The sequence below is a fragment of the Pseudomonas yamanorum genome, assembly GCF_013386765.1.
Classification (GTDB): domain Bacteria; phylum Pseudomonadota; class Gammaproteobacteria; order Pseudomonadales; family Pseudomonadaceae; genus Aquipseudomonas; species Aquipseudomonas yamanorum_A.
On sequence record NZ_JACARE010000021.1, the window covers coordinates 37,686 to 60,384 of the forward strand.

The following is a 22,699-nucleotide window of genomic DNA, read 5'->3' on the forward strand; positions in this document are numbered from 1 at the left end:
GCCACCCAGCTGTCCCATGATGATATCGCGCTCTCCCTGGCTTTTTTCCGCAGCCACCAGGGAGAACACGAAGGGTTGACGCCTCAGTAGCCCAGCGACAACCCGGTATTGCGCCGAGGGTCGTTGGCCCCGTAGAAACGGTTGTTGCCGACCGGTTTGCCATCCAGGGACGGCGCGCCCACCAGGATCGCCGCCAGGTGGTTCGCGTCCTGGGGACCTGCAAACTTGTGGCCCCAGCCTTCGAGGATTTTCTGGGTATCGGGGCTCAGGGCAAAGCGCTCGATATTGGTCGCCTCAGGCAGCCATTGCTGGTGGAAACGCGGCGCGTCCACGGCTTCCTGGATGTTCATCTTGTAGTCGATCACGTTGAGGATGGTCAGCAGTGTGGCCGTAATGATGCGGCTGCCACCCGGCGTACCCACCACCATCACCGCCTTGCCGTCCTTGGTGACGATGGTCGGGCTCATGGACGACAGCGGCGTCTTGCCCGGGGCGATGGCGTTGGCTTCTCCCTGGACCAGGCCGTACATGTTCGGCACGCCGATCTTGGAGGTGAAGTCGTCCATTTCGTCGTTGAGGATCACCCCGGTCTTGCTCGCCATCACGCCAGCGCCAAACCAGTCGTTGAGGGTGTAGGTCACCGAAACTGCGTTGCCCCACTTGTCGACGATGGAATAGTGGGTGGTGTTATTGCCCTCGTGAGGCGATACCCCGGGTTTGATGTCCTGGGAGATCCCGGCTTTCTGCGGGTCGATGGCGGCGCGCAGTTTGGCGGCGTAGTCCTTGTCCAGCAGATGGTCGACCGGGTTTTGCACGAAGTCCGGGTCGCCGAGGTAGCTGTTGCGGTCAACGTAGGCGTGGCGCATGGCCTCGATCTGGTAGTGCAGGCCTTGGGCCGAGTGATAGCCAAGGTCGGCCATCGGATAGCCTTCCAGGATGTTCATGATCTCGCAGATCACCACGCCGCCAGAGCTCGGTGGTGGCGCAGAAACCACGTGGTAGCCGCGGTAGTCACACTCGATGGGCGCCAGTTCGCGGGTCTTGTATTTGTCCAGGTCGGCCTGGGTGATGATGCCCTTGCCTGACTGGCTGGAATCGACAATCGCCTTGGCTACCCAGCCCTTGTAGAAGCCGTCGGTGCCCTTGGCGGAGATTTCCCGCAGGGTTTTCGCCAGGTCTTTCTGCACCAGTTTCTGGCCCACCAGCATCGGTTCGCCGCCGTGCAGAAAGATGCCGCGCAGGTCTTTGTCTTTCTTGAATTCGTCAGTGGCCGTGTGCAGCAGGTCGACATCGCCCTGCTCCAGGGCAAAGCCGTCTTCGGCCAGCTTGATGGCCGGGGCGATCACCTGGGCGCGCTTGAGGGTGCCGTATTTGCTCAGCGCCAGTTCCATGCCCGACACGGTGCCGGGAACGCCGACCGCCAGGTGGCCCTTGGAGCTGAGGTCGGGGACGACGTTGCCGTCCTTGTCCAGGTACATGTCGGCCGTCGCTGCCAACGGGGCTTTTTCGCGGAAGTCGAGGAAGGTCTTGCGCCCGTCGGCCAACTGCACGGTCATGAAGCCGCCGCCGCCCAGGTTGCCGGCCGCCGGGTAGACCACGGCCAGGGCGTAACCCACCGCCACCGCCGCATCCACCGCGTTGCCACCGGCCTTGAGCACATCCACGCCCACGTGGGTGGCTAGGTGCTGGGCCGTGACCACCATGCCATTTTCGCCAGCCACCGGGGCCTGGGAGGCCGCCTGTACGCCGCTGACGGTCAGCACCAGCGCCGTGGCAATCAATGTTCGGGTAAACGGTTGGTATTTCATCCCTGGCTACTCTGTTTATTGGAAGAATTAGAAAGTAGTACGTTTCGAACACAAGCCCCAGCGTTATGCCGCGTTTGTGACAGAGCCTGTCGGTAACGGAATAATGCCCATGCTATATTCCGGGCCTTTACGCTGTGCAGCAGAGGCTTTTCGATGGTGCTCAAGAAGACCGGTATCCGCGCCCAGCAAGCCGACCAGACCCGCGCGCGGATTCTCCAGGCGGCGGTCAAGGTCTTCACCCGCGACGGCTATTCCGGCGGCCGCGTCGAAAGCATCTCTCGGGAGGCCGACTCCAACGACCGCATGCTGTATTACTACTTCGGCAGCAAGGAACATCTGTTTGTGTGTGTGCTGGAGCACACCTATGAACAGTTCAACAAGGCCGAAAGCAAACTCAAGCTCGACCTGAGTGCGCCGGTGCAAGCCTTGCAGGCACTGGTGGGGTTTATCTGGAATTACTACGTCAAGCATCCCGAGTTTGTGGCGATCCTGAGTATCGAGAACCTGCACAAGGGCAAGCACGCGAAGCAGTCCGGGGAGTTGCGGCGGTTGTCGGGGGAGGCGGTTGGGGTGTTGCGGCCGATCATCGAGGCGGGTCAGGCGCAGGGGTTGTTTCGTGAGGATGTGGACATCAAGCATGTTTACTTGATGATTGCTTCGTTGTGCTACTTCTACAATTCCAACCAGCACACGCTTAGTTCGTTTTTGGGGGAGGATCTGGCGGACAAGGGGCAGCAGCGGGACTGGCTGGGGTTTATCAGTGATTTGGTGTTGCGCGGCGTACGGTAATGTGGGAGCTGGCTTGCCTGCGATAGCGGTGTACCAGTCACCACCGCTATCGCAGGCAAGCCAGCTCCCACATTTGATCTCCATATGGCTTGGAGCTTTCAGTGAGTGCCAGGGTTCGCTCGCAGGTGTGCCACGGTTTTTTCCAGGCCCTCCCACTGTGGTGCATCAGGTGCAAAGCGCCCGCGCAGGTAGGCGGCCAAATCCGCTACCTGGGTGTTGGACAGGCTGTCCTTGAACGCGGGCATATAGCCCAGGTCCTTGGTCGCCGGGGTGCTGATGCCTTGCAGGATCACCTTGATCAGGTTGTCCGGCTGGTCGCTGTGCACGTTGGTGTTGGTCGCCAGTGACGGGCTGACCCCGAACAGTTTCGGCCCCTGCCCGTCGGCATGGCAGGCCTTGCACGAACCTTCGAATACCCGGCGGCCATTCGCATTGGGCCGCGTAACGGCGGCCACCACCTGTGCTTCTGGTGCGCCGCTGTCGTTCAGCGAGGCCAGGTATACGGCCATCGCGCGGATATCGGTCTTGGGCAATTTCGCCAATTCAGTTACGACCGGTCCCATCGGCCCTGTCGCCACGCCGTGTGCGTCGGAATAGCCGGTGCTCAGATAAGTGAACAGCTGGTCTTCGGTCCAGGGCGTGGGTGCCTTGGACAAGCCATTCAAGGCCGGTGCTTCCCAGCCATCCACCATGCCACCGGCCAGGAATGCCTTGCCGCCCTTCTCCGCGCCCATCAGGTTGCGCGGCGAATGGCACGCCGCGCAGTGCCCCAGGCCATTGACCAGATAGGCCCCGCGGTTCCATTGCTCACTGCGCTGTGGTTGCACAGTGATTTCCCCCCGACGCAAAAACAGCGCGTTCCACCCGGCCATCAACGGGCGGATATTGAACGGAAAACGCATCGCATTCGGCACCGGCGCCTGGCTCACGGGTGCCTGGGACATCAGGTAGGCATACAGCGCCTGCATGTCGGCATCGTTGATATTGCGAAATGCCGTATAGGGAAACGCCGGGTACAGGTTGCGCCCGTCGCGGCCAATGCCATCGCGCATCGCCCGCTCGAACGCCGGGTAGGACCAGTTGCCAATCCCGGTCTTCTCATCCGGGGTGATGTTGCTGCTGTAGAGCGTGCCGAATGGCGTGTGCATCGCCAGCCCGCCGGCATTGGTCGCCCCGCCCGGCGCCGTGTGGCACACCGCGCAATCCCCTACCGCCGCCAGCAACCGACCGCGCTCCAGGGTGGCCTTGGACCAGGTGCCGGCGCCGGGCGGTGCAATCGGGGCGATTTCACTGTGGAACGGCCACGCAGTGGCGGCCATGCCCAACACCGCCCCAAAGGCTGCGAACAATGAACCGAACAACCATTTGCGGCGTTTTTCCGGGGACTTTGCCGGCTCGCCCAGCGTGCCCGCATTCAGCGCCGCCAACACGCGCTCAGGGGTGATCGGCAGTTCGCGAAAACGAATGCCGGTGGCGTCATAGATCGCATTGGCAATTGCCGCCGCGCTGGGCACCGAGGCCGACTCACCGGCGCCCATCGGCGGCTGGTCCTGGCGCGGCATCATCAGTACGTCGATCTGCGGCACTTCAGGGAAGGTCAGGATCGGATAACCGCCCCACTCCTTGCTCGCCACGGTCGACTCTTCAAAGGTCACGCGCTCCTTGAGCACGCGGCTGGTGGACTGGATCACATTGCCGTGGATCTGATGCTGCACGCCCGCCGGGTTGATCATCATGCCCGAGTCATGGCCGATCACCACGCGGGTCACCGAGACGTCGCCGGTCTGCTTGTCGATGGCCACGTCCGCCACCCAGGCCGCCCAGGCCGCACCGAAGCCGGGGAACTTGCTGTGGATGTAGCGCGCGTAGGCAAAGCCCCGGCCCCGCAGCAGGTGGTCTTCATTGGCGGTTTGCATCGGTGCGGTGCGCGGTGCCCAGTTGGCCCGTTCGGCGGTGGATTTCACCAGGTCGATGGCGCGTTCGTCCTTCAGGTAACGCAGGCGGTATTCCACTGGATCGACGCCGGCGGCGAAGGCCAGTTCGTCGATATAGGACTCATGGGCGAAGGTGTTGGGCAGCGCCGATACGCCGCGCATCCATGAGGCGCGCACGATCGGCGCCATGTCGTTGATGGTGACGCGCATGTGCTCGATCTCGTAAGGCGGGATCGACGTGCGGTCGCCCATCTCGAACATGGCCGCCACCGGCTCGACCCGGCCGGTCAGCAACAGCGCCAAGGTAGGCGCGCCGTTGGACGGGTAGCTGGTTTCAAAGTCATAGGCGGCGATGCTGCCGTCGGCATTCAGGCCGCCGTCCACATCCATCAATTGCGCGGTGCCCTTGGGTTCCCACAGGTGTTCCTGCTCGCGGGTCAGTTGCACCCGCACCGGTTTGCCCACCGCGCGGGACAACAGCAAGGCGTCGGCGCATACATCGTCGGCGCAGTTGCGCCCGTAACAGCCGGAGGCTTCCATACGGATCACGTCGATGGACTCCTCCGGGCACTCCAGCAGCCAGGCCAGGTCGGCCCGCAGCAGGTGCGGGTTCTGGCTGCCGGACCAGACCCGGCTGATCCCGGGCTGGTAGTCAGCCACGCCGCAGGACGGCCCGATGGAGCCGTGCATCTGGTACGGCCACAGGTAGGTGCGCGGCATGCGCTGGCTGGCGGCGGCCAGGGCTTCGTCGACGTTGCCCTGGTCGAGTACCGTGCGGCGTACCCGGGGGTTGTCGCGAATCGCCTGCTCTACATCACTCATGTCCGGTAGTTGATTGTTCCAGGGTTTCCAGTGCACCAGCAGTTCCTGGGCGGCCTTGATCGCCTGTTCCTCGCGCAACGCGACCACGCCGACAAAATCACGGATCACCACCACCGCGACGATGCCCGGGATATGGGCGATGGAGGACTCGTCGACACTCAACAGGCTATTGCCGACAAAATCACCGCAATCCAGCCCCGCATACGGCGGGCGAATTACCCGGCCGTGGAGCATGTCCGGAACGCGCATGTCGTGGACGTAGGTCAGCTCGCCAGTGGCCTTGCCGGGGATATCGACCCGGGCGGCACCCTTGCCCACCAGGCGGTAATCCGCGGTGGCTTTCAGCGGTGCATCGCCGCTGATGCGCAGTTCGTCATGTTCGCCCGTCACCAGCTCGCTGTAGGTGGTGGTGCGTCCGTCTTCGGCGCTGATGACGCCCGCTTCTACCTTGAGACGTTGTGGGTTGACCGACCAGCGTTGCGCCGCCCGCGCCAGCAGGAAACGCCGCGCTTCAGCGGCGGCGTTGCGCAGCGGGATCGCGGAGATTTGCAGCGTCGCACTGGCAATGGTCGCGCCCTGGTTCGGCACGCGCTCGGTGTCGCCCAGCACCATGCACACCTGCTCCATCGTCAGGTCCAGTTCCTCGGCGACGATCTGCGCCAGCGACGTGCGAATGCCGGTGCCCAGGTCCACATGCCCGTTGAAGGCGTACACCCGCCCGTCATCGTTCACCGCGATAAACAGCCCCAGCTCCTTGGGCTTGACGGTCGGTGTGCCGCCCTTGGCCACCGGCCCCGAGGGCGGCAGCACGTCGTCGACGATCAGCAGGACGCCGGCCTTGGCCAGCCATTGGTCGCGGGAAGGAATTGCGTCAGTCATGGTCATCGATCCACGTTCAAGGCGTTTGGCGGGCGGCACGCAGCACCGCGCGGAGGATTTCGATATGGGTGCCGCAGCGGCACAGGTTGCCCGACAGTTCGGTGCGCACCTCGGCTTCGCTGGGGTTGGGGTTGCGGTCGAGCAAGGCCTTGGCGGTCATGATCATGCCGTTGAGGCAGTAGCCGCACTGGGCGGCCTGCTCGTCGATAAAGGCTTGTTGCACCCGGTGCGGGGTTTCGCGCGTACCGAGGCCTTCGAGGGTGACGATGTCGCGGCCCACGGCGCCCGACAAGGGGAAGACGCAGGAGCGTGCGGCCACGCCATCGATGATCACCGTGCAGGCGCCGCACTCCCCCAGGCCGCAGCCGTATTTGGGGCCGTTGAGTTGCAGGTCATTGCGCAGGATCAGCAATAGCGGGGTGTCGGCCATCGCGCTGACGTGTGTGGTGTGGCCGTTGACCTCAAGCGTTACCGTGATGTGCTGGCTGATCATTCGTGTCGCCCATGGCTTTGGTGAAGTGCCCACTACATCAAGTAGTCAAAAAAAAGCGTCGCGTACCTGGGGTCTCGCGACACACTTTTCTGGTGAAGTGGTTACTACATCAAGCAGAGCAAAAACGGTGCCAGAAGATGGGTGAGTTCCTGTGGCGAGGGAGCTTGCTCCCGCTGGGTTGCGAAGCGACCCCAAAAAAATGGGCCTGCTGCGCAGTCCAGCGGGAGCAAGCTCCCTCGCCACAAAAGGGGTTGGGTTTCAGCCCTGGGGGGGTATCAGTTTTGGGGGTCGTCGATCATTTTGCGTAGCAGGAACAGCACGGCCACGCGCTCGGCGGGGTTGAGGTTGCTCAGGGTCAGTTCGGTGATGGTCGCGGCGCAGGGCACGGTTTGCTGCACCAGCGTGGCGCCGGAGGCAGAGAGGTTGACCACGACTTTGCGCTTGTCCTGGGGGTCGGGCTCGAGGGTGATCAGTTCGCGGGCCTTGAGCCGCTCGACGATGCCGCGGATGGTGGCCTGGTCGACGGCGGTGGCCTTGACCAGTTCGGTCAGCGAGCTTGCACCATGATCGCGCAGGGCGCAGAGGGTGACGAACTGCACGGCGGTGAGCTGGGAGTCGCCGACGTTCTGCTGGAAGATCGCCAGGTGGCGTTGGTAGGCCTTGCGCAGCAGGTGGCCAACTTGCTCGGAGAAAACGTAGGAATCAGGCACGGCGGGCTCGGGAAGGCGGTGGTCGATGGGGTGGCATGATGGCGGGGTTGTGGGTTGGACTCAAGCATCAGCCACTGAAGGAACCGAATCGCATGTGGGAGCTGGCTTGCCTGCGATTGCGGGGGATCAGCCAGCTCTCTGTTGTCTGACACTCCGCTATCGCTGGCAAGCCAGCTCCTACAGGGGATTTTTAGCGTGCCAGGGAGGCTGGGGGGGCTACGACGTCGCCGGCGATGACGACGGCCTCATCATCGAGGTAGACGTCGCAGTTGCGCAGCGGGATGTCCATGTGGCACGGCGTCTTGCGGGTGCCGCCGACTTCGGTGTTCGGGCCGGTGGAGAACAGGAAGTTGCCGTAGAACGCCCGGGCGTCCATGCACATGCCGTCGTTCTTGTCGTGCAGGCCCATGGCCGTCCATTGCGCCCGTGGCTGCAGGCCCCAGCCGATGTGGGAGATGCCGTACACCTCGGGATCATTGAAGTATTTCATGTAGTCGCGCAGGTATTCGGCCTCGAACCCGCCATGAATTCTGGTGATGAAGCCCTTTTCGATCTCCAGGGTGATTTTCTCCCGGGTGTAGGTCTTGAACGGCAGCAGGATGTCGCCGATGTCCAGCACCAGCACGCCTTCGGCGGTCTCTTCGTTGGGCCAGGAGAACAGGAAGCCGCTCGGCCAGTGATCCCAGCGTCCCGGTTCGTCGGCAAAGCCGTATTCGGTGACTGACGGGTATTGCCCCAACGCCGCGCGGAAATCACTGCCGGCGCGGGATTTGACGTGGATCGAGCGGGCCTTTTTCAGCAGTTGTTCGGCGGCCAGTACCCGCACCTTGTCTTCCTCGGTCGGCAGCATGCGCGCCAGCACTTCCGGGGGTTCCACCGCCAGCAGGATGCGTGTGCCGGTCTTGAGGATCTGCTCCTGCTCCGGCGAGTGCAGCAACATCATGGTGTCGACGATCAGGTCGGCCGCCTCCAGCGCCCGCTGGGCCGCGATGTTGCCGGTCAGCGCGGTGTCGCCGCAATAGGCAGTCATGTCATTGCCCATCGCCCGGGGATGGTTGAACGACGGCAGTTCCACCGCGTACACCTTGGCCCCCAGACGCTGCGCCGCGTCCATGGCGGCGCGCACGGTGCGCGGGTCGGAGTAATGGCTCTTGAGCACGGCGACGCTCTGGGTCGGGTCCACCTTCGAGAGCTTCAACACGTGCTCAAACATCTGGGTCAGTTCGCAATCACTTACTGGCATTTCCTCTCTCCTCAGCGGCTGCACCAAGATCTGGCAGTGCGCTTCACACTAGTGCATTTTTATAGCGTATACGCCATTTATCCAAAATAAGAACTGATTTCGGCATGGACTGCAAGCGCCGCGCCAAAACGTTACCAATTCACACATAGCCAATGAAATATGGAGATAAACGGTTACAGGGGATCCATATGGCCAAAAAAACAATTTTTCAGGCGTGGGCTTTTCATTTGAAAAAATGAGCGTATACACTTTAAAAACCTTGCGGACAGACGCCGCCGGCCATCATTCGAAAAAGAGGACCACGCCCCATGGGAAGCACACAAAAAATCGCAATCGTCGGCGCCGGCCTTGGCGGTGCCGCCGCTGCCACCCTGCTGCAACAAGCAGGGTTTGACGTGGACATCTTTGAGCAGGCGCCGGAGTTTTCCCGCCTGGGTGCCGGGATCCACATGGGGCCCAACATCATGAAAATCTTCCGGCGCATGGGCATCGAAAAGCAGCTGGACCTGATGGGCTCGCACCCCGAGCACTGGTTCAGCCGCGACGGTGAAACCGGCGACTACCTGTCACGCATCCCTTTGACCGGCTACGGCGCGTCCTACATCACCGTGCACCGTGGTGACCTGCACGCGCTGCAGATGTCCACCCTCAAGCCCGGCACCCTGCACTTCAACAAACGCCTGGAAACCCTCGAAGAAACCGACACCCAGGTGCGCCTGACCTTTGCCGACGGCGAAGTGACCTACGCCGACATCGTGATCGGCGCCGACGGCATCAACTCACGCATTCGCGAAGAGCTGCTGGGTGCCGAAAAGCCGCTGTACAGCGGCTGGGTCGCCCACCGTGCGCTGATCCGTGGCGATCAACTGGCCAAGTACGACCTCAAGTTCGAAGACTGCATCAAGTGGTGGACCGAGGACCGGCACATGATGGTCTACTACACCACCGGCAAGCGCGACGAGTACTACTACGTCACCGGCGTGCCGCACCCGGAATGGGACTTCCAGGGTGCCTTCGTCGACAGCAGCCGCGAAGAGATGTTCGACGCCTTCAAGGGCTACCACCCCACCGTCCAGGCACTGATCGAATCCACCGAAAGCGTGACCAAGTGGCCGTTGCGCAACCGTAACCCGCTGCCATTGTGGAGCCGTGGTCGCCTGGTGTTGCTGGGGGATGCCTGCCACCCGATGAAGCCGCACATGGCCCAGGGCGCCGGCATGGCCATCGAAGATGCAGCGATGCTCACCCGCTGCCTGCAGGAAACCGGCATCAGCGACTACCGCACCGCCTTCGAACTGTATGAAGCCAACCGCAAGGAACGTGCTTCCCGGGTACAGGCCGTGTCCAACGCCAACACCTGGCTGCGCACCCAGGAAGACCCGGACTGGGTCTACGGCTATGACCTCTACGCCCAACAGCTGAAATCGGGGGTGGCCGCGTGAGCAGCTTTCTCTACGGCGGCAACGTCCAGGCCAACGGCATTCGCCAGCATTACCTGCGCTACGGCGGCAAGGGCCCGGCACTGATCCTGATCCCCGGGATTACCAGCCCGGCGATTACCTGGGGCTTTGTCGCAGAGCGCCTGGGCCTGCATTTCGATACCTATGTGCTGGATGTGCGTGGTCGCGGCCTGTCGTCCACCGGCCCGGAACTGGATTACAGCGCCGACACCTGTGCCGATGACATTGGTGCGTTTGCCGATGCCTTGAAGCTCGACAGCTATCACCTCGTGGGCCATTCCATGGGCGCGCGGTTTGCCGTGCGCAGTGCGGTGCGCCATCCCCAGGGTGTCAACCGCGTGGTGCTGATCGACCCGCCAGTGTCCGGCCCCGGCCGCCGTGAATACCCGAGCAAACTGCCGTGGTACGTCGATTCGATTCGCCAGTCGCTGGTGGGTATGGACGCCGAGGCCATGCGCACCTTCTGCGCCACCTGGACCGACGAGCAGCTGCAACTGCGCGCCGAATGGCTGCACACCTGCTACGAACCGGCCATCGTGCGCGCGTTCAATGACTTCCATACCGTCGACTTCCACCAGGACCTGCCGCACCTGGAGGCGCCTGCCCTGCTGATTGTTGCCGGACGCGGCGGTGTTATTCAGCCCGAAGATGTCGAGGAAGTCCGGCAGTTACAGCCAAGCCTGCAGGTGGCCCATGTGCCGAATGCCGGACACATGATCCCCTGGGACGACCTTGAAGGCTTTTTCGCAGCCTTCGGCGACTTCCTCGGCCAGCCCCTGACTGCATAACGGAGACCACCATGCTCAAGCCTTACCGCATCGGCCAGATCGTGCCGAGTTCCAACACCACCATGGAAACCGAGATCCCGGCGATGCTCAACGCGCGCCAGGCAATCCGCCCGGAACGTTTCACCTTTCACTCCAGCCGCATGCGCATGAAGCAGGTGCGCAAGGAGGAGCTGGCAGCAATGGACGGTGAATCCGACCGTTGCGCCATCGAACTGTCCGACGCCAAGGTCGACGTGCTGGGTTACGCCTGCCTGGTGGCAATCATGGCCATGGGATTGGGCTACCACCGCAACTCCGAGCAACGCCTGCGCAAGGCCACCGCCGACAATGACGCCAACGCCCCGGTGATCACCAGTGCCGGCGCCTTGATCGAAGGCCTGAAAGTGATGGGTGCCAAGCGCATCGCCATCGTCGCGCCCTACATGAAGCCGCTGACCGAACTGGTGGTGAACTACATCCGCGAAGAAGGCTTTGAAGTGGTGGACTGGCGCGCCCTGGAAATCCCCGACAACCTCGAAGTGGCCCGCCACGATCCGGCCAAGCTGCCGGCCATCGTTGCCGGGATGAACCTGGAAGGCGTCGACGTGATCGTGCTGTCGGCCTGCGTGCAAATGCAGTCGCTGCCGGTGGTGGCCAAGGTCGAAGCGCAAACCGGCCTGCCGGTACTCACCGCCGCCATCGCCACCACCTACGCCATGCTCAAGGCCCTGGACCTGGAACCCATCGTCCCCGGCGCCGGCGCCCTGCTCTCCGGCGCCTACTAAAAACGCTTTTGTGGTGAGGGAGCTTGCTCCCGCTGGGGTGCGAAGCGCCCCCAAAAAATAGGCCTGCTACGCAGTCCAACGGGAGCAAGCTCCCTCGCCACAAGGTATGTGCACTGTCCATTACCGAGGACTGAAAGATGAGCGAACAATCCGCCGACGCCAACTACCAGGGTGTCTGGGGCAACCGAATCGGCTTCGGCAAAAAGTCCGCCCTGCTGATGATCGACTTCATGCAAGGCTACACCACCGAAGGCGCGCCCTTGTTCGCGCCGGGCGTGGTCAGTGCCGTGACCGAAAGCGTCGAACTGCTGGCCAGCGCACGCCGCCACGGGATCAGCGTGGTGCACACCAATATCCGCTACCATCCCGGCCATTTCGCCGACGGCGGTATCTGGGTAAAAAAGGCCCCGGTGATGAAAGACATGGTCGAGGGCAACCCCCTCGCCGCCTTCTGCCCCGAAGTCCTGCCCCTGGCCAATGAAGTGGTGATCACCAAACAATACGCCAGCGCGTTTTTCGGCAGCAGCCTGGCCCCGATGCTGCACGCCCAGGGCATCGACACCGTGGTGCTCGCCGGTTGCTCCACCAGCGGCTGCATCCGCGCCACCGCAGTGGACGCCGTGCAACACGGGTTTCGCACCATCGTCGTGCGCGAATGCGTCGGCGACCGCCACCCGGCGCCCCATGAAGCCAACCTGTTTGATATCGACAGCAAGTACGGCGACGTGGTCAGCAAGCAGGAGGCGATGAGCAAGTTCAAGGAGCAATAACGCGTCAACAGGAACCACGACAAAGAGCGTGGTCCGGAAAAAACTGAGAGCTCACCCTGGAATTCATTCAAAGCTGGACGCTGCAACCTGTAGGAGCTGGCTTGCCTGCGATAGCATCGACTCAATGTACCTGACACCCCGAGTCGCATGCATCGCGGACAAGCCCAGCTCCCACAGAAACCAGCTCCTACAGTGGAAAACCAGTGCAGCTCCCAGTCTTCTGTCACTGCCTTTGGAAGTCGCTTTCACAGCACTCCGAAGTGCTGAAAAAGCGGCTGTATAAAAACCATAAGTCACCGCCAGGAGACACCCCAATGCCCATTGCGAATGCAGCGCCCGCGACTACGGTCGCCGATCCGGTCCACACGCTCTACCACAAGATCACCTGGAAGCTGATTCCGTTCCTGTGTTTCTGCTACCTCGCCGCCTACCTGGACCGTATCAATATCGGCTTCGCCAAACTGCAGATGCTCGACCAGCTGCACTTCAGCGAAACCGCGTTCGGCCTCGGCGCCGGCCTGTTTTTTGTCGGCTATATCATTTTCGAAGTACCGAGCAACCTGATCCTGGAAAAGGTCGGCGCGAAGATCTGGATCGCCCGCATCATGATCACCTGGGGCCTGCTCTCGGCCTGCACCATGCTGGTCACCTCCACCACCCAGTTCTACATCCTGCGGTTCCTGCTGGGCGCGGCCGAGGCCGGGTTCCTGCCGGGCGTGCTGTATTACCTGACCACCTGGTTCCCCACCCATCGCCGCGGCCGGATCATCGCGCTGTTCATGATCGGCCTGCCACTGTCCAGCGTGATCGGCGGCCCGTTGTCCGGCTGGATCATGGGCCACTTCGACAACATGGCCGGCCTGCGCGGCTGGCAGTGGCTGTTCCTGATCGAAGCGGTGCCCAGCGTGCTGCTCGGGGTGTGGACCTTCTGGGCGCTGCCCAATACCTACCAGCAAGCCAAGTGGCTGTCGTCGGAAGAAAAGACCCTGCTGGAAAGCGAACTGCGCAAAGACGATGCCGACGGCACCGACAGCAAGCACAGCTTCCGCGACGGCTTCTTCAACCTCAAGGTATGGATGCTCGGCGGCATCGACTTCTCGATCCTGCTCAGCGCCTATGCCATGGGCTTCTGGATGCCGACCTTCATCCGCAACGCCGGCATCACCGACACCTTCCACATCGGCATCCTCACCGCCCTGCCCAGCGTGGCGGCCCTGCTGGGCATGCTGCTGATCGGCGCAAGTTCCGACAAACACCGTGAACGCCGCTGGCACATCATCGTGCCGTTTTTCATCGGCGCGGCAGCCATGGCCACCAGCACCTTCTTCACCCATAACGTGGTCGCCACCGTGGCCCTGTTTGCGATTGCCTCGGCGGCGATCATCGGTGCGGTGCCGGTATTTTTCAGCCTGCCGGCGACCTTTCTCAAAGGCACTGCAGCGGCCACCGGGTTTGCCCTGGCCTGCTCGCTGGCGAACATCGCCGGCCTGGTGAGTAACTCGTTGATGGGGGTGGCGATTGACGTCACCGGCAGCAGTGCCGGGGCCTTGTGGTTTTTTGCCGGCTGCCTGATTCTCAGCAGCTTCCTGGTCATCGCCTTGCCGGCGAAACTGGTCAACCGCTAATAGGGTGAGTCTCCATGCAAGGTTTCATCAAGCGCTGTGCCCTGCTTGTCGCCGTCGGCCTGTGTGCCGGTACGGCGCAGGCCGCAGAAAAAGTCATCTTCGACACTGACTTCAACGTGCTCAACGATGACGGCCAGGCCTTCATCATGCTCGCCCAATTGCATGGGCAAAAACGCATCGACCTGCTGGGCATGACCCTGGTCAGCGGCAACGCCTGGGTCGACCAGGAACAGGTGGACGCCCTCAAGGCCGTGGAACGCATGGGCGTGGAAAAGGAAGTCGGCGTGTACTCCGGCGCCGCCTACCCGCTGCTGCATGACTACGCCACCTACGAGGCGGAAAAGGCCCTGTTCGGCTCCGGCTGGCCCGGGGCGTTCAAGAACCCGCGCCCCACCAGTGCCTCCCAACTGGTCGCGCCGCCGGACGGCCTGGCCACCCACACCAAGCTGCGCAAGGAAACCGCCGCCCAGTTCATCGTCGACAGCGTGCGGGCCAACCCGCACGAGGTGACGATTCTGGCAGTAGGCCCGCTGACCAACATCGCCCTGGCGATTCGGTCGGCGCCGGACATCGTGCCGCTGATCAAGCGTATCGTGTACATGGGCGGCGCCCTGGAGATTCCGGGCAACACCACGCCGGCAGCGGAGTTCAATTGGTGGTTCGACCCGGAGGCGGCGAAGATCGTGTTGCGCTCGCCCATCGAACACGTGATTTTCCCCAACGATGTCTGTGAGAAAGTCACCTTCGACAAGTCAGTGTATGAGCGGGTGATTGCCCACAAGGGCGCAATTGCCGATCTCTATAAGCACGAGTTCGGCCCGCTGTTTGCCAAAGACCCGGCCTACCACAGCTTCACCTGGGACAGCCTGCCAGCGCTGTTTCTTGTGAACCCCGAGATCGTCACCGAATCCCGTGAACTGTGGGTGGACGTGGACGCCACCTTCGGCGCCGACTACGGCCGGGCACTGGGCTACAAGAAAGGCGCACCGCTGGGCACGCAGAAGGCCAAGGTAGTGTTTGCCGTGGACCAGAAGAAATTCTGGGACGGCTACGTGAACCTGGTCACGCTGCCAACGCCGGTCAACATCTTCCACTGACATTGCGGCCGGACAGGCGACCCGGGTTGGCCTCCCAAGTCGTCTGTACCTGTCAGACTTGACAGTATCGGCAAAGGTCTTCAAGGAATTAAATGGTCACTTCTCGTTTACCGCAAGGGAAGTGCAACCATGTCATTCCACCTGCAACGCCTCCTCAAGCTATCTGCCCTGCTGGGTGTGCTGCTGCTTGCCAATGCCTGCACAACACCTGGCGACGTCACGCCCAATGCAATGGCGTGCTTCGAGCAAAGTGGCAGAAACTACAGTGAAGTACTGAACTGTTATAAAAAAGCCCAGGCGCTGATTGCGCCCAACTACCGAGCCGAAGGCGTTGAGCAGGTCGGCGACGTGCAGATACTCCGGTACAGGCTCATATCCCAGGATTGGGGGCAAAACGGAACCGTCGCCCCGGCAATCTGGAGTCATCGGGTCGAGATTTATTTCCCGCTCAATGCTATACGCGGCAAGCCTGCGATATTGGTGGTTAATGATGGGGTGAATCACCCATTGCCGGGCTCCGCCCCTGGCGCACCGAAAGACTTCACACGTGAAGGCCTGCTGCGCATCGCCCGCCAAACCGGATCCAGCGTGGTGGTGGTGGATGATGTTCCGAACCAGTATCTGACCTACAACAACGATGGCACCCCGCGCACTGAAGACGACAGCGTCGCCCATAGCTGGAAGCTCTTCATGCAGGCCCCCGCCGCCGCGCCGTACAAAGCGTTGAACGTACCGGCAATGGAAGCGGTCATCAAGGCAATGGACCTGGCTGACTGGGAACTTCCGGTGAAAGCGTCCGGTTACATCGTCACCGGTGCATCAAAACGCGGCTGGGCCGTGTGGCTGGCTACGCTGGTGGACACACGCATCACCGCAATCGCACCGATGGTCATCGAGACACTCAATGGCAGGCAAGCCTTTGAACACACCTACCAGGTATATGGCCATAGCTGGCCGCTGGCGTTCATCGACTACTACCGCGAGGGTATTACTGCGCAGCGCAACAGCGAGGCATTTGACAAACTCATGCAAATCTCCGATCCACTGCGTTATCTGAGCACCCCTTATGCGGCGCGGCTGCGCGTTCCTAAATACATCGTCAATGCCAGCGGCGACGACTTTTTTGTGCCGGACAGCAGCCGCAATTATTACGACAGCCTGCCGGGCGATAAAACCTTGCGGGTTCTGCCCAATAGCGCCCATGACATTCGTGCCTCCTTGCCCGATGCGCTGATCCCCTTCTTCAAACGAATCAGGGATGGGCTGCCTTTGCCGACGGTTAATCCGGTACCGGGAGGCGGCTTCACGTTTTCTGAAGTTCCCACTCGCGTGGTTCGTTGGGACGCCGACAACCCCAGCGCCCGTGACTTTCGCTTCAACTGCAACATACGCTACGTGGCAACCCCGTTGCCCATTTCCCAAACGGTTGGGCCGCGGGGCCTCACACCCAGGGCAGGCTGGCACGCGTCATTTATCGAAGCGACCTTCCAGGACGGCATGATCGCGACCAGTCAGGTGCAGATAACCCCCGACACCTACCCCACCCAACCACCCGCGCCGGGAGGGCCTTATTGCCAAACGTTGCCGGAGCCGATGCCGGCCAAGTGAAGAGACGCGTGGGTTTGATGCACCGGTAAGCTGCGCGTGAGGGCCTGTGGTTTAATTGCGCTTTTGCCCAGCCCTCAAGGAATCCGTTGTCGATGAATCAGCCCGCCACCCAAGTCCTGGTCATTGGTTACGTCTGGCCAGAGCCCCGCTCTTCGGCGGCCGGCGGGCACATGATGCAGATTCTGGAGAGCTTCCTGGCCCAGGGCTGGGACATCACCTTCAGCAGCCCGGCCGTCAACGGCGAGCACAAGGCCGACTTGCCCGACCTGGGCATTCGCGAATGTGCAATTGAGCTGAATAACAGCAGTTTCGATGATTTCATCACCGAACTCGCCCCGGATATCGTGCTGTTCGACCGTTTCATGATGGAAGAGCAGTTCGGCTGGCGTGTGGAAAAATGCTGCCCGAATGCCCTTCGCGTGCTGGAAAGTTCGGATTTGCAAAGCCTGCGGGATGCCCGTCACCAGCGCCTCAAGGACTTCCTGAAGGCAAAACCCGATGCTGACGACTTCACCCCATTGTTCAGCCCGGACCTTGCCGCCGAATTCGATTACATGGCCGACACCGACCTGGCCAAACGCGAGATCGCAGCGATTTACCGCTGTGACATCAGCCTGATGATCTCCGATGTGGAAATCCAGTTGCTCACCGAGCACTTCAAGGTGCCCGCCGCCCTGCTCCACTGGTGCCCGCTGATGGTCGCGCCACCCACCCAGGCCTTCGCGCCGTTCGAAGACCGCGCGCACTTCCTGAGCATCGGTAACTTCCGTCATGCACCGAACTGGGACGCCGTGCTGTGGATGAAGAACAGCGTGTGGCCGCTGATCCGCCAGCAACTGCCCGGCGCTCAACTGCACGTGTATGGCGCCTACACACCGCCCAAGGCCACCGCCCTGCACAACCCGGCCCAAGGCTTTCATGTGATGAACTGGGCTGAAGACGCGCTGCAGGTAATGACCGCCGCGCGTATCTGCCTGGCCCCGCTGCGCTTTGGTGCCGGGATCAAGGGCAAGCTGGCCGACGCAATGCTCTGCGGCACGCCCAGCGTCACTACCCCGATTGGCGCCGAAGCCATGGGCGAACCGTGGCCCGGCGCGGTCGAGCACAGCGCCACGGCCCTGGCGGCCGAGGCGGTTGCGTTGTATCAAGACCAGGAACGCTGGACCCAGGCTCAGGAAGACGGCCGGCAATTACTCGCCCGCCGTTACGCCCAGGACCTCCACGGCCCAGCCCTGGTTGCTCGCCTGGAACAATGCCGCAGCGAGCTGGCCGCGCACCGGCGCAACAATTTCACCGGCAGCATGCTGCGCCATCACCTGCACAAAAGTACCCAGTACATGGCGCAGTGGATCGAGGCGAAAAACCGCACCCTATAAACACAGACGCTGGCGAGGTGGCGCGCAAGGGGGCATTATCCTTTTGGCAACCACAATAAAGCGACGGCAGCATGACCCGAGCAGCGAGAATCACCGACCCTTCCTACGAGCTGATGGACGATCACAACGGTCTGTCCATCATCTATCGCCAACACGGCTTCCCGTGCCCGTTGGTGCGCTGGCATTTCCACAAGGAATACGAGCTGCACCTGATCGTCGCCAGCTCCGGCAAGGTGTTTATCGGCGACTACATTGGCAACTTCTATCCGGAAAGCCTGTTCCTCACCGGCCCCAACCTGCCCCATAACTGGATCAGCCAGGTGGCCGAGGACGAAGTGGTGCCCAAGCGCGACATGCTGGTGAATTTCACCGACGATCTGTTCGAAGGCGGCAGCCACGTCTTTGCCGAGCTCAAGACCCTCACCCCACTGCTGGAGCGGGCGCAGTACGGCATCGAATTTCGCTGCAAAAAGACCATCGCCCAGGCCGTGACCCTGATGCAACGCATCGAGGACGCCCAGGGCATGGCGCGCCTGGGGCACTTTTTCATCCTGATGGAAGTGCTCAGTGCCTGCGAGGACTACCAACTGCTCTCCGGCGTGACCACCCCGCAACTGGCGGACGAACACAGCATCGACCGCACCAACCGCGCGGTGGACTACATTTTTGCCCACTACGCGCGGGAATTGTCCCTGGAAGAAGTCGCCGAATACCTCGGCATGAAGCCCACTTACTTCTCCCGCGTGTTTAAGCAGGCCACGGGCCGCACCTTCATCGAATTCGTCAACCGCCTGCGTATCAGCAAGTCCTGCGAGCTGCTGGCCGATGGCGACAAGGCCGTGACCGATGTGTGCTTCGAGTCGGGTTTCAACAACATTTCCAACTTCAACCGCCGCTTTCAGCAGCTCAAGGGCATGACCCCGTCGCACTACCGGCGCCTGGCGGTGCAGCGCCTGACCGAGCAAAACCTCGCCTGAAGAACAAACGCGGGCCCGCTTTCCTGTGGGAGCTGGCTTGCCTGCGATAGCGCCGTGACTGACACACCGCCATCGCAGGCAAGCCAGCTCCCACATTTGCACCGTGTTTCCACCGAAAATCCGCCGAGTGCAAAAAAGTATCAGTAGAAGTGCTCCCAAGGATTTGTCACCACGCCAATTGAAGGCTGTAATCAACGCACACTCTTCCAGCTGTCGTGGAAGACACAACAACAATAACTGTCCTTCTGTAGCCCCTGGGCGCAGAAATGGAGTGCGCGATGAAGTTCACAGCTAAAGCTCTGCTTGCCTGTACCTGCATGACCCTCAGTGCCGTCAGTCTTGGCGCGCAAACCCTGACCATTGCCACCGTCAACAACAGCGACATGATCCGCATGCAGAAACTCTCGAAAACCTTCGAGACCGAGCATCCGGAGATCAAGCTGAACTGGGTGGTACTCGAAGAAAACGTGCTGCGCCAACGCCTCACCACCGACATCGCCACCCAAGGCGGACAGTTCGACGTATTGACCATCGGCATGTACGAAGCTGCACTCTGGGGCGCCAAAGGCTGGCTGGAACCGATGAAGGACCTGCCTGCTTCCTACGACCTGGACGACGTTTTCCCTTCCGTGCGTGACGGCCTTTCCGTCAAGGGCTCGCTGTACGCCCTGCCGTTCTACGCCGAAAGCTCCATCACCTACTACCGCACCGACCTGTTCAAGGACGCCGGGCTGACCATGCCTGAGCACCCGACCTGGACGCAGATCGGCGAGTTCGCCGCCAAGCTCACCAACAAGGACAAGGAACAGTACGGCCTGTGCCTGCGTGGCAAAGCCGGCTGGGGCGAGAACATGGCGCTGATCACCACCCTGGCCAACGGCTACGGTGCACGCTGGTTCGATGAGAAATGGCAGCCGGAATTCAACGGTCCCGAGTGGAAAGACGCGCTGAACTTCTACGTCGACAACATGAAGAAATCCGGCCCGCCGGGTGCTTCCAGCAACGGTTTCAACGAAAACCTGGCGCTGTTCAACAGCGGCAAGTGCGCCATCTGGGTCGATGCCAGCGTCGCCGGCTCGTTCGTGACCGACAAGACCCAAAGCAAAGTGGCTGACCATGTCGGCTTCACCTTTGCGCCCCACGAGAAAACCGAAAAAGGTACGTCGTGGCTGTACTCCTGGTCCCTGGGGATTCCTACCAGCTCCAAAGCCAAGGACGCGGCCAAGGTGTTCACCACCTGGGCCACGTCCAAGGAATACAGCCAGTTGGTCGCCAAGACCGACGGGATTGCCAACGTGCCGCCGGGTACCCGCAAGTCGACCTACAGCGACGAATACATGAAGGCTGCACCGTTTGCCAAGGTGACGCTGGAATCGCTGAAGGTCGCCGACCCGAAAGACCCGTCGGCCAAGCCAGTGCCGTATGTGGGCATCCAGCTGGTGACCATTCCTGAGTTCCAGGCGATTGGTACCCAGGTCGGCAAGTTCTTCTCCAGCGCACTGACCGGTGGCTCGACGGTGGACAAGGCCCTGGCGGATTCCCAGACCTTCACCGAACGCGAAATGAAGCGGGCCGGTTATCCCAAGTAAAGCGGGCACGCCACCGTAATGCTTTATGTGGAAGGCTCTTGGTGGGAGCTGGCTTGCCTGCGATGCAGACACCTCGGTCTGTCAGTTAAACCGGGGGGATGCCATCGCAGGCAAGCCAGCTCCCACACAAGCCAGCTCCCACATTGACCGCGCTTCGACTCTCGCTCTGCATGTACCTGACTGGTCCTGATCACCATGAATACCACCACTGCCCAAGTGCAAACAGCTACGCCGGACAAGCCGCGCAAAAGCCGCTTGATCAACCCCGGCTGGTTCCTCGTCAGCCCCTCCGTGGCCTTGTTGCTGCTGTGGATGATCGTGCCGCTGGGCATGACCCTGTACTTCTCGCTGATTCGCTACAACCTGCTCTACCCCGGCGAAAACCAATTCGTGGGCCTGGAGAATTTCACCTACTTCATCACTGACTCGGGCTTCCTGCCCGGTGCCACCAACACCCTGTTGCTGGTGGGCAGCGTGTTGCTGATCAGCGTGGTGTTCGGCGTATTAATCAGCGCCCTGCTGGAGGCCAGCGAGTTCTTCGGCCGCGGCCTGGTGCGGGTGTTGCTGATTTCACCGTTCTTCATCATGCCCACCGTCGGGGCGCTGATCTGGAAGAACCTGATTTTCCACCCGGTGTCGGGGATTCTCGCCTACGTGTGGAAGCTGTTCGGCGCCCAGCCTGTGGACTGGCTGGCCCATTACCCGTTGCTGTCGATCATTATCATCGTGTCCTGGCAATGGCTGCCCTTTGCGATCCTGCTGCTGATGACCGCCATGCAGTCCCTCGACCAGGAACAAAAGGAAGCCGCGCGCCTCGACGGTGCAGGCGCCATCGCGATCTTCTGGCACCTGACCCTGCCGCACCTGGCACGCCCGATTGCCGTGGTGGTGATGATCGAAACCATCTTCCTGCTCTCGGTGTTCGCGGAAATCTTCACCACCACCAACGGTGGCCCCGGCTACGCCTCGACCAACCTCGCCTACCTGATCTACAACCAGGCGCTGGTGCAGTTCGATGTGGGCATGGCCTCGGCCGGCGGCTTGATTGCCGTGGTCATCGCCAATATCGCGGCGATCATCCTGGTGCGGATGATCGGCAAAAACCTGACTGACAAGCCTTGAGGGCCGCGCCATGACGCTTCAACAATCCCGCCGCCTGCAAAGCGTGTTGCTCGGCACCCTGGCCTGGGCCATCGCGATCCTGATTTTCTTCCCGATCTTCTGGATGGTGCTGACCAGCTTCAAGACCGAAATCGACGCGTTCGCCACCCCGCCGCAGTTCATCTTCACGCCGACGCTGGAGAACTACCTGCACATCAACGAGCGCAGCAACTACTTCAGCTACGCCTGGAACTCGGTGCTGATCTCGTTCAGCGCCACCGCCCTGTGCCTGCTGATCTCGGTACCGGCCGCCTACTCCATGGCCTTCTACGAGACCAAGCGCACCAAGGGCACGCTGCTGTGGATGCTCTCCACCAAGATGCTGCCGCCGGTGGGCGTACTGATGCCGATCTACCTGCTGGCCAAGAGCTTTGGCCTGCTGGACACGCGCATTGCGCTGATCATCATCTACACCCTGATCAACCTGCCGATCGTGGTCTGGATGGTTTACACCTACTTCAAGGACATCCCGAAAGACATCCTCGAAGCCGCCCGCCTGGACGGCGCCACCCTGTGGCAGGAAATGGTCCGGGTACTGCTGCCGATCGCCAAGGGTGGCCTGGCTTCCACGGTGTTGCTGTCGCTGATCCTGTGCTGGAACGAGGCGTTCTGGTCACTCAACCTGACCTCGTCCAACGCCGCGCCGCTCACCGCATTGATCGCCTCCTACTCCAGCCCCGAAGGCTTGTTCTGGGCCAAATTGTCTGCCGTGTCGACCCTGGCCTGTGCGCCGATCCTGATCTTTGGCTGGATCAGCCAGAAACAGTTGGTCCGCGGTTTGTCCTTCGGCGCCGTGAAATAACGGA

Annotated in this window: 18 protein-coding genes; 13 read left to right on the forward strand and 5 right to left on the reverse strand. The window is 61.7% G+C overall.

Features of this window, described 5'->3' with window-relative positions:
• Positions 1-83: 83 nt before the first annotated feature.
• Positions 84-1,808: a gamma-glutamyltransferase gene (ggt, locus tag HX875_RS17455; protein ID WP_177044125.1), complete on the reverse strand. Its 1,725-nt coding sequence runs from the start codon at positions 1,806-1,808 to the stop codon at positions 84-86.
• A 153-nt stretch (positions 1,809-1,961) separates the two neighbouring features.
• Between ggt and HX875_RS17460 the strand changes: the two genes are divergently transcribed.
• Positions 1,962-2,597: a TetR/AcrR family transcriptional regulator gene (locus HX875_RS17460; protein ID WP_177044126.1), complete on the forward strand. Its 636-nt coding sequence runs from the start codon at positions 1,962-1,964 to the stop codon at positions 2,595-2,597.
• 98 nt (positions 2,598-2,695) lie between these two features.
• On the opposite strand, the gene HX875_RS17465 is transcribed toward HX875_RS17460, so the two are convergent.
• The 4 genes from HX875_RS17465 to HX875_RS17480 form a co-directional block, all read right to left on the reverse strand.
• Positions 2,696-6,232 carry a molybdopterin cofactor-binding domain-containing protein gene (locus tag HX875_RS17465; protein ID WP_177044127.1) on the reverse strand — a complete coding sequence of 1,179 codons (3,537 nt, stop codon included), beginning with the start codon at positions 6,230-6,232 and terminating at the stop codon, positions 2,696-2,698.
• Between the two features lie 16 nt (positions 6,233-6,248).
• Complete coding sequence (locus tag HX875_RS17470; RefSeq protein WP_177044128.1) at positions 6,249-6,725, reverse strand: (2Fe-2S)-binding protein; 477 nt, start codon at positions 6,723-6,725, stop codon at positions 6,249-6,251.
• Positions 6,726-7,000: 275 nt separating this feature from the next.
• A complete protein-coding gene (locus HX875_RS17475; RefSeq protein ID WP_177044129.1) occupies positions 7,001-7,435 on the reverse strand; it encodes a MarR family winged helix-turn-helix transcriptional regulator in 435 nt (144 codons plus the stop codon).
• Positions 7,436-7,625: 190 nt separating this feature from the next.
• Entirely contained in the window at positions 7,626-8,678 is a 1,053-nt protein-coding gene (locus HX875_RS17480; RefSeq protein WP_177044130.1) for a 2,5-dihydroxypyridine 5,6-dioxygenase, read from the reverse strand.
• 308 nt (positions 8,679-8,986) lie between these two features.
• Here HX875_RS17480 and HX875_RS17485 point away from each other — a divergent pair, with 308 nt between their 5' ends.
• The 12 genes from HX875_RS17485 (at position 8,987) to HX875_RS17540 (ending at position 22,695) form a co-directional block, all read left to right on the forward strand.
• Entirely contained in the window at positions 8,987-10,120 is a 1,134-nt protein-coding gene (locus HX875_RS17485; protein WP_177044131.1) for an FAD-dependent monooxygenase, read from the forward strand.
• Complete coding sequence (locus HX875_RS17490) at positions 10,117-10,926, forward strand: alpha/beta fold hydrolase (RefSeq protein WP_177044132.1); 810 nt, start codon at positions 10,117-10,119, stop codon at positions 10,924-10,926. Before HX875_RS17485 ends, HX875_RS17490 begins: the two co-directional genes overlap by 4 nt.
• A gap of 11 nt (positions 10,927-10,937) precedes the next feature.
• Complete coding sequence (locus HX875_RS17495) at positions 10,938-11,690, forward strand: maleate cis-trans isomerase family protein (protein ID WP_177044133.1); 753 nt, start codon at positions 10,938-10,940, stop codon at positions 11,688-11,690.
• A gap of 137 nt (positions 11,691-11,827) precedes the next feature.
• Complete coding sequence (locus HX875_RS17500; RefSeq protein ID WP_177044134.1) at positions 11,828-12,460, forward strand: N-carbamoylsarcosine amidohydrolase; 633 nt, start codon at positions 11,828-11,830, stop codon at positions 12,458-12,460.
• A gap of 314 nt (positions 12,461-12,774) precedes the next feature.
• Positions 12,775-14,085 carry an MFS transporter gene (locus HX875_RS17505; RefSeq protein WP_177044135.1) on the forward strand — a complete coding sequence of 437 codons (1,311 nt, stop codon included), beginning with the start codon at positions 12,775-12,777 and terminating at the stop codon, positions 14,083-14,085.
• A 14-nt stretch (positions 14,086-14,099) separates the two neighbouring features.
• Entirely contained in the window at positions 14,100-15,182 is a 1,083-nt protein-coding gene (locus HX875_RS17510; RefSeq protein WP_177044136.1) for a nucleoside hydrolase, read from the forward strand.
• Positions 15,183-15,311: 129 nt separating this feature from the next.
• Positions 15,312-16,790, forward strand: coding sequence for a PhoPQ-activated protein PqaA family protein (locus HX875_RS17515; RefSeq protein WP_177044137.1), 1,479 nt, complete (start codon positions 15,312-15,314; stop codon positions 16,788-16,790).
• A 92-nt stretch (positions 16,791-16,882) separates the two neighbouring features.
• Positions 16,883-18,166 carry a glycosyltransferase gene (locus tag HX875_RS17520; protein ID WP_177044138.1) on the forward strand — a complete coding sequence of 428 codons (1,284 nt, stop codon included), beginning with the start codon at positions 16,883-16,885 and terminating at the stop codon, positions 18,164-18,166.
• A 71-nt stretch (positions 18,167-18,237) separates the two neighbouring features.
• Positions 18,238-19,143: an AraC family transcriptional regulator gene (locus HX875_RS17525; RefSeq protein WP_177044139.1), complete on the forward strand. Its 906-nt coding sequence runs from the start codon at positions 18,238-18,240 to the stop codon at positions 19,141-19,143.
• Between the two features lie 278 nt (positions 19,144-19,421).
• Positions 19,422-20,732 (forward strand): ABC transporter substrate-binding protein, encoded by a 1,311-nt coding sequence (locus tag HX875_RS17530; RefSeq protein ID WP_177044140.1) that lies wholly within the window; start codon positions 19,422-19,424, stop codon positions 20,730-20,732.
• A gap of 195 nt (positions 20,733-20,927) precedes the next feature.
• Positions 20,928-21,854: a carbohydrate ABC transporter permease gene (locus HX875_RS17535; protein ID WP_003215314.1), complete on the forward strand. Its 927-nt coding sequence runs from the start codon at positions 20,928-20,930 to the stop codon at positions 21,852-21,854.
• Positions 21,855-21,864: 10 nt separating this feature from the next.
• Entirely contained in the window at positions 21,865-22,695 is an 831-nt protein-coding gene (locus HX875_RS17540; protein ID WP_003215312.1) for a carbohydrate ABC transporter permease, read from the forward strand.
• Positions 22,696-22,699 lie beyond the last annotated feature (4 nt).